Here is a 14,154-nt window from a genome sequence, read left to right as displayed (position 1 = left end):
GTAGGTGCCAACCTTGGTTGGCACTTCCTTGCGCCTACCGCTCGATCGCCGGCAACGCATCCGACAACAACAACCGGTCGATTCTCCGCAGCGCACTTTCCAGCTGCCGGCGGTCCGCCGCCAGTCCCAGCGACAGCCGCACACCGCTCTGATGCAATACCCCCGGCGGACAGAACGCCGATGACGGCGCGATCGCCAGCCCCTGCAGCTGTGCGGTACGCACCAGGGTGGCATCGGTCCACGGTGCCGGTATCCGGCACCAGGCATGCAGCCCTTCCGCGCGCTGCAGCAGCGAAGGCGCAAGCAGATATCGCGCCAGGCGCACGCGTTCGCGCGCCTCGGTGCGCACCTGCGCCAGCAGTGATTGCGCCGAACCATCCAGCAGCAGCTGGCTGGCCAACGCCGAGACCAGCGGATGGCCCATCAACCGCGTCGCTCGCAGTGCGGCCGTCATCGCCTCGGCATGCGCGGCGCTCGGGCAACGCACGAAGGCGGTGCGCAGGCCGGGGCTGATCACCTTCGACAGCGTCGCCACGTAGAACACGTGACGCGGTGCCAGGGTTGCCAGCGGTGTCGGCGCATCTTCGGCGAGATGCCAGTAAGGATCGTCCTCGATCGCCAGCAGGCCTTCGCTTTCCAGCGCGCGCGCCAGCGCTTCGCGCCGCTGCAGCGGCAGGGTCAGTGCGGTCGGGTTCTGGCAGGTGGGATTGAGATAGACCAGCCGCGCACCGCTTTCGCGTGCCAACCGCACCAGAGCTTCGGGGCACATGCCGTGCTCGTCGCTGTCCACCGGCAGCAAGCGCCGACCGAGTGCGGCGGCCGCCTGCAGCAGGCCCGGATAGACCAGCGCATCGCACAGGATCGCGTCGTCGTCGCGTCCCTGGCTGACCAGGATCGACGCCAGCGCCACCTGTGCACCCTCGGTCAGCAGCAGGCAGGCATCGTCCACCGCGCCCAGCATCGGCTGCAGCCAGCGCGCCGCTGCGTGGCGGTCGGTGGGGTTGCCACCGCCCAGGTGATAGGTCATCAGGTTCGGTGCGTTGCTGCGTGCGAGTACGGCGGCCGCGCCACGCCGCAGCGTTTCGGCCAGCGCATCGGCGTCGGGCACCGGCGGCACGTTCATGCTCAGGTCCACCACCTGGTCGAAACCGGCCTTGGGTGGTGCGATGAAACTGCCCTGCGGTCCACGCGCTTCGATCAGGCCGCGCTTGCGCGCTTCATCAAAGGCCCGCGTCACCGTGGTCAGGTCGATGCCGAGCTGCTGCGCCAACGCGCGCTGCGAAGGCAGGCGCTGGCCCGGTGCGAGACCACCGCGGCGCACTGTGCGTTCCAGCGAATTGACGATGCGCAGGTAGATCGGCCCGTTGTGCGCGAGCACGTCCTGCACCCATTCGCGTGCTGCGACATCCGGTCGCGGCATGTACGGAGCATGTCGGGGCGTATCGTTGCTTCCAACGGCGGGAGCCTGTCCATAACCATCGGTCGGTTCGGACAGGTGACCGCCGTTGTTGTTTGCGGCGGCCACGCCGGCCAGTGTCAGTGATGTCATTGCGCGTCCTCAGCGCTTGGCCTGCCACGGGCAGTAGCAGCCCACGGCAAGCAGTCCTTTCGGGCGCACGATCTCACCGCGTACCAGTCTGTCCAGTAATGGTTCGACGAAGCTGTTGGCCGAGTTGCAGACCATGCCGATGCTGTAAGGGCCGGCGTAGGCGAGGTGGCCCTGGCGATCCCAGATCGCGACAGCGGGGCTGGCCGGGATGTGTTCGATGCCGTCGATGGTCGGGAGGTTGATCACCTTGTTGCGCAGCGGCTCGGGCAGCTCGCCCTGGGTACCCGGGCGGCGGATCGCATAGAAGTCGATGCCGGCGCGGCGGTACATGCTGATCAGGTAGCTCAGGTGTGCACCGGTCTCGCGGTTGCACACGCCGCAGGCCGGGTCCCAGAAATGCACCACGCGGATGCGGCCGGTATCACCGGCCAGGTCGGCCGGCAGGCGCAGCTGAGAATCGTCGAAGACGATGGCCTGTTCGGTGAAGGTGGACTGCGCGCTGTAGCCGAAGTACTGCCACAGCGCAGCCGCGACGCCGGCCATGAACAGGCAGGCGAGGGCGATCATCGTCGGCAGCAGCCAGCGGCGACGCGGCGCGGCTGCGCCCATCAGGAATCTTCCCGGCCGAACTTGTGCACGTACTGCTTGCGCATCTCGCGGCAGGAATCGGCCTGGGCGCGGCGCTGGATCTCGCTACGCGACGGATCCTCGCTGCGCTGCACGCATTGCTCGATGGCGTGGCGTTCGGCGGCCTGTACGTCCACGGTCTGCGGCTGCAGGCAGACCCAGGCCAGCGCGGCCAGCATCAGCACCACAAAGCCGCCGCACCCGGCCATCACCAGGTGGAATTTCAGTTTCTCGGCGCGCATCGATGCACGTCCCTTCATCCATACATTGCATACAAAATATCATCTTGTATGGATAAAGCGCCATGCACCCCGTTCAGACGATGGCGTTGTGGCGTGCCTCGGGGGCCTCGGACAGGATCTCGTTCAGCTTGGCCAGCGCCCCGGCCAGCGCGCCCTGGTCAACCGCGCCGCCCAACGACAGGCGGATCGCATTGCCCGGTGGCGGCTCTTCCACGCTGAAGGCGTCGGAGCTGGCAATGCCCAGCCCCTGTTCCTGTGCGGCCTGGATCAACCGGTACTGGTCCAGCCGCGGCGGCAGCGGCAGCCACACATGCAGGCCGGCCGGATGCGCCTGGGCACGGGCCGGCAGATAACGGGCGGCAATGGCCTGACGCTCGCGCAGCTCCTGCTGGAAGCGCTGAACCATGTCCTGTGCCAAGCCGCTGCGGATCCACTGCGAGGCCACCGCCACCATCGACTGGGTCGGCATCAGGGCGATCGCGCGCAGGGCGTCCAGCACCGGTTCCATCGGCTCGCCGGCCGGCACCACCAGATAGGCCGTGCGCATGCCCGGGGCCAGGCACTTGGACAGGGTGGAGATGTAATAGACCGGGCAGCCGGCATCGCGGTGGGCGGCCAGCGGCGGTGCGGCGTCGCCGGCCAGCAACCAGTAGGGATCGTCTTCGATCACGGTCAGATCGTGGCGCTTCGCGATCGTCAGCAGGGCCTGCCGGCGCTGTGCCGACATCGTCGCCGTCGTCGGGTTCTGGATGGTCGGCACCAGGTACAGCAGGCGCGGGCGACGCAGCTGGCAGGCCTCTTCCAGCGCTTCAGGCAGCATGCCTTCGGCGTCCATCGCCACTGGCACCACGCCCCGCTGCAGCACGCGCGCGGCAGCCAGCAGGCCCGGGTAGGTCAGCTGCTCGGCGGCGATCAGCTCGCCCGGCTGGGTGCGGGCCAGGATCAGCGCGCACAGCGCGGTCTGCGCGCCGGGGCAGATCACCACCTGGTCGGCACCCACCGTGCCCAGCATCGGCGCCAGCCACTGCACTGCGGCGGCGCGGTCCTCGCGGGTGCCGGCGCCGACGTGATAGCTCATCAATTCGCCCTGGCCCAGCTGCTGGCCGACGTGCTGGAAGCCGGTCTCCATGCCCTGCGCGAACGGCGCGCTGCCCAGCAGCGGCGGGATGTTCATGCTCAGGTCGACCGAGGTGCTGCGGTTGCCGGCCGACAGCGCGATGAAGGTGCCACCGGCGCCCTGGGCGTCGAGCAGGCCGGCCTGGCGCAGCTCGGCGAAGGCACGGGTGACCGTGGTCAGGTCCACGCCGACCTGCTGGGCCAGGTCACGCTGCGGCGGCAGGCGGTCGCCCGGGCGCAGCACGCCGTCATCTACCGCCTCGCGCACCTGCTGGGCAATCTGCAGGTACAGCGGGCCGGCGCCTTCGCGGAAGGGGCGAACCCAGGTGCGATTGGGGTGTTTCAGGCGGCGGCCGGCGGCAGGTGGCGTCATCGGTCAGTTTTTTCCATACGTGCAGATGCACAAGTCCATACAATGATGTATCTTGTATGGGCTTGATTGGAGTGGTTCGCCTGCTTGTAGGCGACCTCGTACCCACAGTGTAGCCGCTCCACGCCCGGGCGCTGCGCGCAGGCGAGCCGGTCAAGCGCGCTTCTTCAACAGGGTTGACCTCCAATGAATATCTGCTGGAACCGCATCCGCCTGGCGCTGGTCGCCCTGGCCTGCGTCGGCCTGTCGGGCTGTGACTGGGTGCTGCTGGATTCGAAGGGCATGGTCGGGCTCGCCCAGCGCGACCTGATCCTGATCTGCATCGGCCTGATGCTGATCGTGGTGATACCGGCCATCGTGCTGACCTTCGTGTTCGCCTGGCGCTACCGCGCCGGCAATACCAAAGCGAAATACATGCCTGACTGGTCACACTCCACCAAGGTGGAGATCGTGGTCTGGGGCGTGCCGCTGATCATCATCGCGGTGCTGGCGGTGATCGTGTGGAAGTCGACCCACGAGCTGGACCCGTACAAGCCGCTGGACGTGGCCGGTGAGCCGCTGCACGTGGACGTGATCGCCACCGACTGGAAGTGGGTGTTCGTGTACCCGGACCTGGGCATCGCCACGGTCAACCAGCTCAACTTCCCGGCCAACCGCCCGCTGGCGTTCAACATCACCTCCAACTCGACGATGAATACCTTTTTCATCCCGCAGCTGGGTGGGCAGATCTATGCGATGGCCGGCATGCGCACGCAGCTGCACCTGATCGCCAACGAGCCCGGCCAGTTCCGCGGCATGTCGGGCAACTACAGCGGGCATGGCTTCTCGAACATGAAGTTCATCGCCACCGCCAGCAGCAACGAAGACTTCGAGCGCTGGGTGGCCGAGGTGCGCAGTGCGCCGCAGGCGCTGGATTTCAACCAGTTCAAGGCGCTGGCCGCGCCGTCGAAGAACGCACCGGTACAGCACTTCTCCAGTGTTGAACCACTGCTGTTCAAGAAGGTCATCGACCAGTTCATCGGCGTTGGTGAGAACACCGCTGCTGCGACCCCGGCGGGCGCTGCCGGCGGTGCCCAGGTTTCCCAGGAGTAACGAACATGTTGGGTAAATTGACGTGGGAGGCCGTGCCGCTGCACGAGCCGATCGTCGTGGTCACATTGGCGGCCATGGTGCTGGGTGGCCTCGCGCTGCTTGGCGCGGTGACGTACTTCAAGCTGTGGGGCCCGCTGTGGCGTGACTGGTTCACCACCGTGGACCACAAGAAGATCGGCATCATGTACGTGGTGGTGGCGCTGGTCATGCTGGTGCGTGGCTTTGCCGATGCGCTGATGATGCGCGCGCAGCTGGCAGCGGCTGGCCCGGGCAGTGATGGCTTCCTGCCACCTGAGCACTACGACCAGATCTTCACCGCGCACGGCGTGATCATGATCTTCTTCGTGGCCACCCCGTTCGTGGTCGGCCTGATGAACATCATCGTGCCGCTGCAGATCGGCGCGCGCGACATGGCGTTCCCGTTCCTCAACGCCTTCAGCTTCTGGATCTTCGTGGTCGGCGCCGCGCTGATGATGATCTCGCTCGGCGTTGGCGAGTTCGCCATGACCGGCTGGGTGGCCTATCCGCCGCTGTCGGGCATCGAGTTCAGTCCAGGCGTGGGCGTGGACTACTACATCTGGGCGTTGCAGGCTTCGGGCATCGGCACATTGCTGACCGGCGTCAACCTGTTCATCACCATCCTGCGCATGCGTGCGCCGGGCATGACCCTGATGAAGATGCCGGTGTTCACCTGGACCGTGCTGGTCACCAGTGTGATCATCATCGCCGCGTTCCCGATCCTGACCGTGGCGCTGGGTGCGCTCACCCTGGACCGCTACCTGGACTTCAACTTCTACACCAACACGTTGGGCGGCAACCCGATGATGTACGTGAACCTGGTGTGGGCCTGGGGCCACCCGGAGGTGTATATCCTGGTGCTGCCGGCGTTCGGCATCTTCTCTGAAGTGACCGCCACGTTCTCGCGCAAGAAACTGTTCGGCTACAAGTCGATGGTCGGCGCCACCCTGGCAATCGGCATCCTGTCGTTCATCGTCTGGCTGCACCACTTCTTCACCATGGGCTCCGGTGCCAGCGTCAATGCCTTCTTCGGCATCATGACGATGATCATCGCCATCCCCACCGGCGTGAAGATCTTCACCTGGCTGTTCACCATGTATGGCGGCCGCGTGGAGTTCAGCGTGCCGATGCTGTGGACGATCGCCTTCCTGGTCACCTTCACCATCGGTGGCATGACCGGCGTGCTGCTGGCCATCCCGGGCGCGGACTTCCTGCTGCACAACAGCCTGTTCCTGGTCGCGCACTTCCATAACACCATCATCGGCGGCGCGCTGTTCGGCTACCTGGCCGGCTTCGCCTACTGGTTCCCGAAGGTGTTCGGCTTCACCCTCAACGAGCGCCTGGGCAAGTGGTCGTTCGCCTGCTGGGTGATCGGCTTCTACCTGGCCTTCATGCCGCTGTACATGCTCGGCTTCATGGGCATGACCCGCCGCATGAACCAGTACGACAACCCGGCGTGGACGCCGTACCTGATCGCCGCCTTCATCGGTGCACTGTTCGTGTTCGCGGGCATCATCCTGATGCTGGTGCAGATCTACGTGAGCGTGCGCGACCGCAAGCGCAACCTGGACCTGACCGGCGACCCGTGGAACGCACGCACGCTGGAATGGGCCACGCCGTCGCCGCCGCCGTTCTACAACTTCGCCGTGGTGCCCAAGGCCGATGAGCTGGACGCCTTCCACGAAGCGAAGAAGCGTGGCCTGCCGCCGCCGCCGAAGAAGTACGCACCGATCCACATGCCGAAGAACACCGGCGTGCCGCTGATCCTCAACATCTGGATCCTGGTGCTGTGCTTCGCCCTGGTCTGGCACATCTGGTGGATGGCCGCGGCCAGCTTCATCGCGATGATCGTGACCCTGATCGTGCGGTCCTACGACGAGGACGTGGACTACTACGTCAGTTCCGAAGAGGTGGCGCGCACCGAAGCGGCCAGCCTTGCCAAGCTGAAGGAGGTACGCGCATGAACCTGTTGACCCGCCCGGAGCTGGCCAGCGACACGCAGGCGCACGAGGACCACCACGAACACGACCACGGCCACGAACAGGGCGGCATGAAGGTGTTCGGCATGTGGGTATACCTCATGTCCGATCTCGTGCTGTTCGGTTCGCTGTTCGCCTCGTACGCGGTGCTCAGCACCGCCTACGCCGGCGGCCCAACCGGCAAGGACCTGTTCTCGCTGCCGTTCGTGATGGCCGAGACCTTCCTGCTGCTGGTTTCCAGCATCACCTACGGCCAGGCCGTGCTGGCGATGCATCGCCACGACACCTCCGCAGTGCTGCGCTGGCTGGGCGTGACCTTCGTGCTCGGTGCCTCGTTCATCGGCATGGAGATCTATGAGTTCTCGCACCTGATCCATGAAGGCGCGGGCCCCAGCACCAGCGCCTACCTGTCGGCGTTCTTCGCACTGGTCGCCACCCACGGCCTGCACGTGGCCAGCGGCCTGATCTGGATGGCGGTGGTCATGCACCAGGTCTACAGCCGCGGCCTGACCCCGACCAACATCACCCGCGTGTCGTGCCTGAGCCTGTTCTGGCACTTCCTGGACCTGGTGTGGATCTGCGTCTTCACCTTCGTCTACCTGATCGGAGCCTTCTGACATGGCCCACGTCGAAACCTCGCGCGCCGGCAATGCGCACGGTTCCACCAAGTCCTACCTGATCGGCTTCGTGCTGTGCGCGCTGCTGACCGTGGTGCCGTTCGCACTGGTGATGAATCCGGTGCTGTCGCGGCCGCTCACGCTGTTCCTGCTGGTCGGCTTCGCGGTGGCGCAGATCCTGGTGCAGCTGGTCTATTTCCTGCACATGGACCGCAAGTCCGAAGGCGGCTGGAACCTGGCCAGCTTCGTGTTCACCCTGGTGATCCTGTTCATCATCGTCGCGCTGTCGGTGTGGATCATCTGGAGCATGCACTACCACATGATGATCAACTGACCGTGGCCGGGGTGATCGGCATGGACCGCGCGATCACCCCGGCACCTCCGTCCTCTTTCCCCCCAAGGGCAGGCCTGACCGAGACCCCGCCCGCGTCTGCGTTGGTGGTACCCCGTGAAGCGTCCTGCTGCTGTTGTCCGTTCGTTGTTCTCTCCCTGTTTCCGCCTGCCGCTGCTGGCAGCCCTGGCCATCGGCCTGCTGGCCGGCTGCAGTGCGCAGTCGCGCATGGACTTCTATTCCAAGGACATCGCCTGCGAAGAGCTCGGCCAGCAGTGGTCGATGCCCGACAGCCACGGCACCCTGCACGGCCCGAAGGACCTGCAGGGGCAGGTGACCTATCTGTTCTTCGGTTTCACCAGTTGCCCGGATGTCTGCCCGACCACCATGGTCGAGCTCAGCCAGGTCAAGCACCTGATGGGCAAGGATGCCGATCAGCTGCAGGTGGTGTTCGTCAGCGTCGATCCCGCACGCGACACGCCCGAAGTCGCCCGCACCTATGTGGAAGCGTTCGACCCCAAGGCGATCGCACTGGTCGGCAACGAAGCACAACTGGCCGCGATGGCCAGCGACTTCAAGGCGTTCTATGAAAAGGAACCTGGCCAGGTGCCGGAGACCTACACCATGAGCCACATCGCGGGCGGTTACGTATTCGACCGCCAAGGCCGCCTGCGCCTGTTCGCGCCTTATGGCATGCCGGTGGACAAGCTGTTCTCCGACGTGCAGCGCCTGCTGCTGGAGCCAGCCCATCCAGCCGCCGGCAACGACGCACTGGCCAGCTGCCACCTCAAGCACAGCGACACACTCGCCGCCCGGTAACGCCGGGCCATGCCCGCCTGATGCCGACCGTTCGTTGCGCCCGCTGCCACGGTAGCTGTCGACCTTGGTCGACACGCGGTGAATGAATCTGGTGGGTGCCGACCGTTGGTCGGCACACCCCCACACACCAATCCCCCGGCCGGCCAGGAGAGCCAACCGACCGGGGGCACCACTCAACGCCTTACTTGGTTTCTTCCCACTGCACCACGTCCGGCTCGGCCGCCTTGATGCCGGCGGTCGACAGCAGCTTGGTGGTCGCATCCAGCGCCGCGTTCACCGACGGGTACTCCACAATCGCGCGGCCCGAGGCCTTGGACACCTTCACCACGGTGCCGCCGGTGGCGGTGGCCGCACGCTGGGCCGAGGCCGCATCGGTGAAGAACACCTTGACCCGCGAGGTCGCCACCACCGGCGCGCCATCGTTGGAGACAGCGGCCGCAAACTTGCTGGCACCGGCATCCGCACGTGCGGCCACACCGGTAGACGCATCGGTGGACCGCTTGCTGCGGGTGCCGACGGCCGCAGCGCTGGCATCAGCCCCGGTGGTGATCCGGAACTGACCGCCGCTGGCCTGCTGCACGGTTGCCGACGGCGCCAGTTGGAAGCGCGAGCCGCCCACATTGAACGAACGGCCAGTGGCCTCCGCCTTCAACTGCTGCGTGTCTACGGTCGACAAGGTCTTCGCCGGAGGTGTCTGGCCCGAGCTCTGTGCCCAGGCGGTGGTGGTCATCGCCGCCAGGGCGAGGGTGCTCAACAGAATGGTCGTCTTCATCATCAGTGCCCCAGAACGCGGATCTTGAAGAATTCGAGGTTGCCACGCGATGCAGCGTTCGCGGCCTGCCCCAGGTCGGTTACTTCCAGTGTCCAGGTGCCCGTGGCGTTCTCATCCAGGAAGGCATTGCTGGACAGCAGGTCCCAGTTGGTGAAGTTGCGCTGGACACCATTGAGGCCAGAGCCGATCGCGGTGAATGCCGGCTGCACCACGCTGCGCGTGCCACTGGGCGAAACCAGCACGAACTGCAACTGGCGGGTGTTGCTGTGATTGACCCGGAAGCCCAGCTGCACGCTTTCGATGTTGCGCGCGCCATTGGCCAGCTGGAAGGTCAGGCGTGCAGCGGCGGCCGAGGTATTGCCGATCGCCACGGTGCGCGTCGTGCTGCGCCAGCCGCTGTCCACCAGTGCACCCAGCGACTGGAAGTTCTCGGCGACCTCTACTGCACGGGCGGCGTTGACTACACCGAAGCCGTACCAGTTGCTGTAGGCGCGGCCGGCGGCATTCACCGTCCAACCCGGCACCAGCACGCGGCCATCGGAGTGCGTTACCGCAGCCTGGTTCGGATCGGTCCGGTTGGCGGTGGTGGCCAGGATGTACTTCACATCGCGGTAGGACAGGTTCGGATTGGCTTCCAGCACCAATGCCGCCACGCCCGACACCATTGGCGTGGCCGCCGAGGTGCCGTTCATCTTGCCGGTGTAGTTGCAGGTGCTGTCGATGGCGGACTGGTCGCCGTCCAAGGTGTTGCGCAGGCTCGTGTTCTTGTTGCTGCCCTGCGCGCAGCCGGTGACGTCGGTGGTGAGAATGGCAGGATCGTAGCGGATCGCCAGCTGCCCCGGCACGACCTGCCGCTGCCAGCCATTCTCGCCGCCAAAGCCGGACACCCACAGCGCCGAGCCGGTGGACGAGTAGGACGAGCGCACGCCATCGGCACGCACGGCGGCAACGGTGATCACGTTGAACAGGTTATTACGCGGGTCGCGGCCGGCCGGAATGCAACCCGTGTTGCGGTTCTTGGTGTCTGCCGAGCAGATGTCGGTGCCATCCGAGCGTGCGCCGTTGTTGTGATTGTTGCCGGCGGCTTTCACGTAGATGCCACCGCGCCCGCCACGGGTGCCGGACATGGCCTGCTCATAGGCGGTGATGTCGTTCTGGCTGTAGGCCAACGGCAGGTTGGGGTTGCCCGGGCTTGAGCCCCAACTGTTGTTGAAGACGCCCACGTCGGCCACTTCGGCGCCGTCCCACCACGAGTACTCGATGTTGGAATTCGAATTGCCCTGGGCATTGGACGCCAGGAAATTGAAGCCCTTCAGGGTGGCCGCCGAGGCCACGCCGCGCACGCCCAGGTTGTTGGCGCCCACCGCACCGGCGATGCCGCCGACCATGGTGCCGTGATTGTCGCGGTCCGGATTGGACGGTGAAGGGTTGTTGCTCTGGTTGGCGAAGTTCTTGCCTGCGACCGCCGCGACGTTGGCGGCCAGGTCCGGGTGCGCGATCTGCAGGCCGTCATCGACGATGGCGATGGTGACGCCCTGGCCACGGATGCCATTGCGGAACAGGCCATCCACGTTGAGATCGTTGCCGGCCACCGGCAGGGTATCGCCCAGTACGGCCTGTCCGGTGTTGAGCAGATGCCACTGACGCCCGGCCAGCGGATCGGCCTGCTGGGCCTGGGCGGTGACGGCCAGGCTGCCCAGGACCAGGGCAGTGGCCAAGGCCAGGCGCGCGGAGCGCGGTGGCGCGGAGCGTTGCGTGTGTCGCTTCATACACGAATCCTTCTGTTGTGAATCGGCATGGCAGGACGGCAGGGCGGAACTGCCCCATCGCAACGAGCCAAACGCGACACAACGAACAACCCCCTACCTCTTCACACCCGCAATCTGCAGATGTGCCAATTGCGTCACAAACACTTATGCCGTGGGGTAATGACGACTGCAGCGGCCCGCATCTGGTAGGTGCCCACCTTGGTTGGCACGCGTATCGACGCATGGCGTGGATCTACCCGGCATCGTCGCGCGCCCTCACATCCGGCTGTGCTACTACAGCCCGTGCACCCTTCCGCATCGGAGCACGATGATGGTCAACCCTCTGGCCCAGGCCCATCGCGGCCTCGGCACCACGCTGTTCAGCCTGTTGAACCCGATACCCTTCGGCTTCTTCGTCGGCGCGCTGATCTTCGACGCGATCTATCTCAACAGCGCCGAGGTGATGTGGGGCAAGGCCGCCGCCTGGCTGATCACCTTCGGCCTGCTGATCGCCATCATTCCGCGCCTGATCAACCTGTTCACGGTCTGGCGCCGCAACGGCACCGCCACGCGCATCGACCGCATCGACTTCTTCCTCAACCTGATCGCAGTGCTGCTGGCCATCTGGAACGCCTTCGTGCACAGCCGCGATGCGTATGCCGTTGCCGTGCCGGGCACGATCCTGTCGGCGCTGACCGTGGCCCTGATCGCACTGGGCCTGATCCTGCTGTCACTGCAGCCGCCGGTGCTGCAGGGAGGTCGTCATGGCTAAGTACATCCTGCCCACCGTGGCCGCCTTGGCGTTGGCCGTGATGCTGTCGGCCTGCGCCGGCAAGGCTGAATACCATCCCGCTGACCAGTCCGGTGCACAACCGCCGTTGCCGGCACCGAAGAACTTCCTGATGCCGCCGATGCAGGTGCCGCGCGGCGTGGGTTGGGCCGACGGCCAGTCACCCAAAGTGGCCGAAGGCCTGAAGATCGAACGCATCGCCGCCAACCTGCTGCATCCGCGGCGCCTGCTGACCCTGCCCAATGGTGATGTGCTGGTGGTGGAAGGCAACGGGCCTGGCGAAGAACCGGTCACCACGCCCAAACAGTGGATCGCCGGCAAGGTGAAGGCGCGCTCGGGCAAGGCCGGCAAGGGCGGCAACCGGGTCACCCTGCTGCGGCGCACGCCGGGCACGAACACTTGGACCCAGCATGTCTATATCGAAGGGCTGCACTCGCCGTTCGGCATCCAGCTGATCGGTGACACGCTGTACGTGGCCAACACCGGCAACATCATGCAGTACCACTATGTGCCGGGCGAAACCCGCATGTCCGACAAGGGCCGCGAGTTCACCGACCTGCCCAGCACCATCAACCACCACTGGACCAAGGAACTGCTGGCCAGCCGCGATGGCAGCAAGCTGTACGTGGGCGTGGGCTCCAACAGCAACATCACCGAGAACGGCCTGGCCGTCGAATACCGTCGCGCGGTGGTGCTGGAAGTGGACGTAGCCACCCGTGGCAGCCGTATCTTTGCGTCGGGCATCCGCAACCCGACCGGGCTGGATTGGGAGCCGAGCACCGGCCAGCTGTGGGCCGTGGCCAACGAGCGCGACGAGATCGGTGCCGACCTGGTGCCGGACTACCTCACCTCGGTGAAGGAGGATGGCTTCTACGGTTGGCCCTACAGCTACTACGGCCAGCATGTGGACGAGCGCGTGCAGCCGCAGCGGCCGGACCTGGTGGCCAAGGCGATCGTGCCGGACTATGCCATCGGCTCGCACGTGGCACCGCTGGGCCTGTTGTTCTACACCGGCCAGGCACTGCCGGCGCAGTACCACGGTGGCGCCTTCATCGGCGAGCACGGCAGCTGGGATCGCTCGCCGCTGAGCGGCTACGAAGTGGTCTACGTGCCGTTCAAGGACGGCAAGCCGACCGGGCGGCCGCAGACCGTGGTCAGTGGCTTCGCCTCGAAGGACGAGAAGACCCTGATGGGTGCGCCGGTAGGTATGGCCATGGACGCCGAGGGTGCATTGCTGGTCGCCGACGACGTGGGCGACGTGGTGTGGCGGGTGTCGGCCAAGTAGCTGTGTAGCGTCGAGCCACGCTCGACTGCTTTGAATTGGCCTGTGTAGAGCCGAGCCATGCTCGGCTTACGCGCGCAGCGCGGGGTTTCGGGAAACCGGCCGAACAGCAGCCGGGCATGGGCTCGGCTCTACACTTCCGACGGTGCCGCGCGCAGCCCGCTGAACACGGATTCCGCAGCGAACCCCACGCCACCCAGCAGCACGCCGAAATACACCACCGTGGCCACCACGAAACCGTAACCGGCGGCCACCGCCGCGCCATCGCGCTGGATGAAGCCAATCGCAAACGACATCAGCGCCAGCGCCGGCAACGTATTGCTGAACGGAATCGGCCCGGCCGGCGCCATCAACAGCAGGGTCGCGAACACCAGCATCAGGTTGTTCACGCGCATCATCCTCTTCGAGCGCACCATCACCGCCAGCCGCATCGGCCGCGACAGCCGCTCCATGCGGTGCACCCACTTCAGCGCACGGCCCAGGTTGGCCTTCAGCTTGTCGGTGGCGATCTCGCGGCGCGCCAGCTTCTGCGGCACCCACAGCGGTCGGTTGCGCACGCGGCTCAGGCCGATCAGCAGGATCGAGGCGCCGAACACGGTGCTCAGCCCGGGAATCGACACCGGGATGATGAAGATGGCCGAGAGCAGGATCACGATCAGCAGCAGACCTTCATCGCCCAGGGCGCTGAGCAGGGTACCGACGCTCACCTGGTCGCCGGGCAGCTCGTCGATCATCTGCTCGATCTGCTGGGCCAGGGGCGCGCTGTCATTGGTTTCGGGGGCACGGTAGGTCATGCGTCGCA

14 protein-coding genes are annotated in these 14,154 nt (G+C 65.9%); 7 read left to right on the top strand and 7 right to left on the bottom strand.

Annotated features, from left to right (window positions below):
• Positions 1-34: 34 nt before the first annotated feature.
• Genes DI041_RS04955 through DI041_RS04940 form a run of 4 tightly spaced genes read right to left on the bottom strand, consistent with a single transcriptional unit; the run spans position 35 to position 3,907 of the window.
• Positions 35-1,549, bottom strand: a complete 1,515-nt coding sequence (locus DI041_RS04955) for an aminotransferase-like domain-containing protein (RefSeq protein WP_136639300.1) — start codon at positions 1,547-1,549, stop codon at positions 35-37.
• A gap of 9 nt (positions 1,550-1,558) precedes the next feature.
• The gene (locus DI041_RS04950) at positions 1,559-2,158 is read right to left on the bottom strand and encodes a DUF6436 domain-containing protein (protein ID WP_136639299.1); all 600 of its coding nucleotides are present in this window, start codon (positions 2,156-2,158) and stop codon (positions 1,559-1,561) included.
• On the bottom strand, positions 2,158-2,436 hold the full coding sequence (locus DI041_RS04945) for a hypothetical protein (RefSeq protein ID WP_005414763.1): 279 nt from the start codon (positions 2,434-2,436) through the stop codon (positions 2,158-2,160). Before DI041_RS04945 ends, DI041_RS04950 begins: the two co-directional genes overlap by 1 nt.
• Before the next feature lie 55 nt (positions 2,437-2,491).
• Positions 2,492-3,907 (bottom strand): aminotransferase-like domain-containing protein, encoded by a 1,416-nt coding sequence (locus DI041_RS04940; RefSeq protein ID WP_046984155.1) that lies wholly within the window; start codon positions 3,905-3,907, stop codon positions 2,492-2,494.
• A 183-nt stretch (positions 3,908-4,090) separates the two neighbouring features.
• Between DI041_RS04940 and cyoA the strand changes: the two genes are divergently transcribed.
• The 5 genes from cyoA to DI041_RS04915 all read left to right on the top strand — a co-directional run bounded on the left by cyoA (position 4,091) and on the right by DI041_RS04915 (position 8,760).
• Positions 4,091-4,996 (top strand): ubiquinol oxidase subunit II, encoded by a 906-nt coding sequence (gene cyoA / locus DI041_RS04935; protein ID WP_049444335.1) that lies wholly within the window; start codon positions 4,091-4,093, stop codon positions 4,994-4,996.
• A gap of 5 nt (positions 4,997-5,001) precedes the next feature.
• Positions 5,002-6,978, top strand: coding sequence for a cytochrome o ubiquinol oxidase subunit I (gene cyoB, locus DI041_RS04930; RefSeq protein WP_136639298.1), 1,977 nt, complete (start codon positions 5,002-5,004; stop codon positions 6,976-6,978).
• The gene (gene cyoC / locus DI041_RS04925) at positions 6,975-7,610 is read left to right on the top strand and encodes a cytochrome o ubiquinol oxidase subunit III (RefSeq protein WP_012512371.1); all 636 of its coding nucleotides are present in this window, start codon (positions 6,975-6,977) and stop codon (positions 7,608-7,610) included. Before cyoB ends, cyoC begins: the two co-directional genes overlap by 4 nt.
• Before the next feature lies 1 nt (position 7,611).
• Positions 7,612-7,944, top strand: a complete 333-nt coding sequence (gene cyoD / locus DI041_RS04920) for a cytochrome o ubiquinol oxidase subunit IV (protein ID WP_005411473.1) — start codon at positions 7,612-7,614, stop codon at positions 7,942-7,944.
• 144 nt (positions 7,945-8,088) lie between these two features.
• On the top strand, positions 8,089-8,760 hold the full coding sequence (locus DI041_RS04915) for an SCO family protein (protein ID WP_136639319.1): 672 nt from the start codon (positions 8,089-8,091) through the stop codon (positions 8,758-8,760).
• A gap of 181 nt (positions 8,761-8,941) precedes the next feature.
• On the opposite strand, the gene DI041_RS04910 is transcribed toward DI041_RS04915, so the two are convergent.
• The gene (locus DI041_RS04910; protein WP_006399785.1) at positions 8,942-9,535 is read right to left on the bottom strand and encodes a S8 family serine peptidase; all 594 of its coding nucleotides are present in this window, start codon (positions 9,533-9,535) and stop codon (positions 8,942-8,944) included.
• On the bottom strand, positions 9,535-11,301 hold the full coding sequence (locus tag DI041_RS04905; RefSeq protein WP_136639297.1) for a S8 family serine peptidase: 1,767 nt from the start codon (positions 11,299-11,301) through the stop codon (positions 9,535-9,537). Before DI041_RS04905 ends, DI041_RS04910 begins: the two co-directional genes overlap by 1 nt.
• A gap of 310 nt (positions 11,302-11,611) precedes the next feature.
• Between DI041_RS04905 and DI041_RS04900 the strand changes: the two genes are divergently transcribed.
• Entirely contained in the window at positions 11,612-12,052 is a 441-nt protein-coding gene (locus DI041_RS04900; RefSeq protein ID WP_136639296.1) for a DUF2231 domain-containing protein, read from the top strand.
• Complete coding sequence (locus DI041_RS04895; RefSeq protein WP_136639295.1) at positions 12,045-13,355, top strand: PQQ-dependent sugar dehydrogenase; 1,311 nt, start codon at positions 12,045-12,047, stop codon at positions 13,353-13,355. Before DI041_RS04900 ends, DI041_RS04895 begins: the two co-directional genes overlap by 8 nt.
• 128 nt (positions 13,356-13,483) lie before the next feature.
• Here the strand turns inward: DI041_RS04895 and DI041_RS04890 are convergent, their stop codons facing one another.
• Positions 13,484-14,146, bottom strand: coding sequence for an exopolysaccharide biosynthesis protein (locus tag DI041_RS04890; RefSeq protein WP_136639294.1), 663 nt, complete (start codon positions 14,144-14,146; stop codon positions 13,484-13,486).
• Positions 14,147-14,154 lie beyond the last annotated feature (8 nt).

The sequence above is a fragment of the Stenotrophomonas maltophilia genome, assembly GCF_004920835.1.
Lineage (GTDB): Bacteria > Pseudomonadota > Gammaproteobacteria > Xanthomonadales > Xanthomonadaceae > Stenotrophomonas > Stenotrophomonas maltophilia_AQ.
Note: the sequence above shows the minus strand (reverse complement) of the source record. Positions and strands in the feature narration are given on the sequence as shown.

What these genes read in the sequence shown, in the direction of transcription:
- DI041_RS04955 (WP_136639300.1), bottom strand. Translation starts at nt 1,549, where the DNA reads ATGACATCACTGACACTGGCCGGCGTGGCCGCCGCAAACAACAACGGC.
- DI041_RS04950 (WP_136639299.1), bottom strand. Translation starts at nt 2,158, where the DNA reads ATGGGCGCAGCCGCGCCGCGTCGCCGCTGGCTGCTGCCGACGATGATC.
- DI041_RS04945 (WP_005414763.1), bottom strand. Translation starts at nt 2,436, where the DNA reads ATGAAGGGACGTGCATCGATGCGCGCCGAGAAACTGAAATTCCACCTG.
- DI041_RS04940 (WP_046984155.1), bottom strand. Translation starts at nt 3,907, where the DNA reads ATGACGCCACCTGCCGCCGGCCGCCGCCTGAAACACCCCAATCGCACC.
- cyoA (WP_049444335.1), top strand. Translation starts at nt 4,091, where the DNA reads ATGAATATCTGCTGGAACCGCATCCGCCTGGCGCTGGTCGCCCTGGCC.
- cyoB (WP_136639298.1), top strand. Translation starts at nt 5,002, where the DNA reads ATGTTGGGTAAATTGACGTGGGAGGCCGTGCCGCTGCACGAGCCGATC.
- cyoC (WP_012512371.1), top strand. Translation starts at nt 6,975, where the DNA reads ATGAACCTGTTGACCCGCCCGGAGCTGGCCAGCGACACGCAGGCGCAC.
- cyoD (WP_005411473.1), top strand. Translation starts at nt 7,612, where the DNA reads ATGGCCCACGTCGAAACCTCGCGCGCCGGCAATGCGCACGGTTCCACC.
- DI041_RS04910 (WP_006399785.1), bottom strand. Translation starts at nt 9,535, where the DNA reads ATGATGAAGACGACCATTCTGTTGAGCACCCTCGCCCTGGCGGCGATG.
- DI041_RS04905 (WP_136639297.1), bottom strand. Translation starts at nt 11,301, where the DNA reads ATGAAGCGACACACGCAACGCTCCGCGCCACCGCGCTCCGCGCGCCTG.
- DI041_RS04900 (WP_136639296.1), top strand. Translation starts at nt 11,612, where the DNA reads ATGGTCAACCCTCTGGCCCAGGCCCATCGCGGCCTCGGCACCACGCTG.
- DI041_RS04895 (WP_136639295.1), top strand. Translation starts at nt 12,045, where the DNA reads ATGGCTAAGTACATCCTGCCCACCGTGGCCGCCTTGGCGTTGGCCGTG.
- DI041_RS04890 (WP_136639294.1), bottom strand. Translation starts at nt 14,146, where the DNA reads ATGACCTACCGTGCCCCCGAAACCAATGACAGCGCGCCCCTGGCCCAG.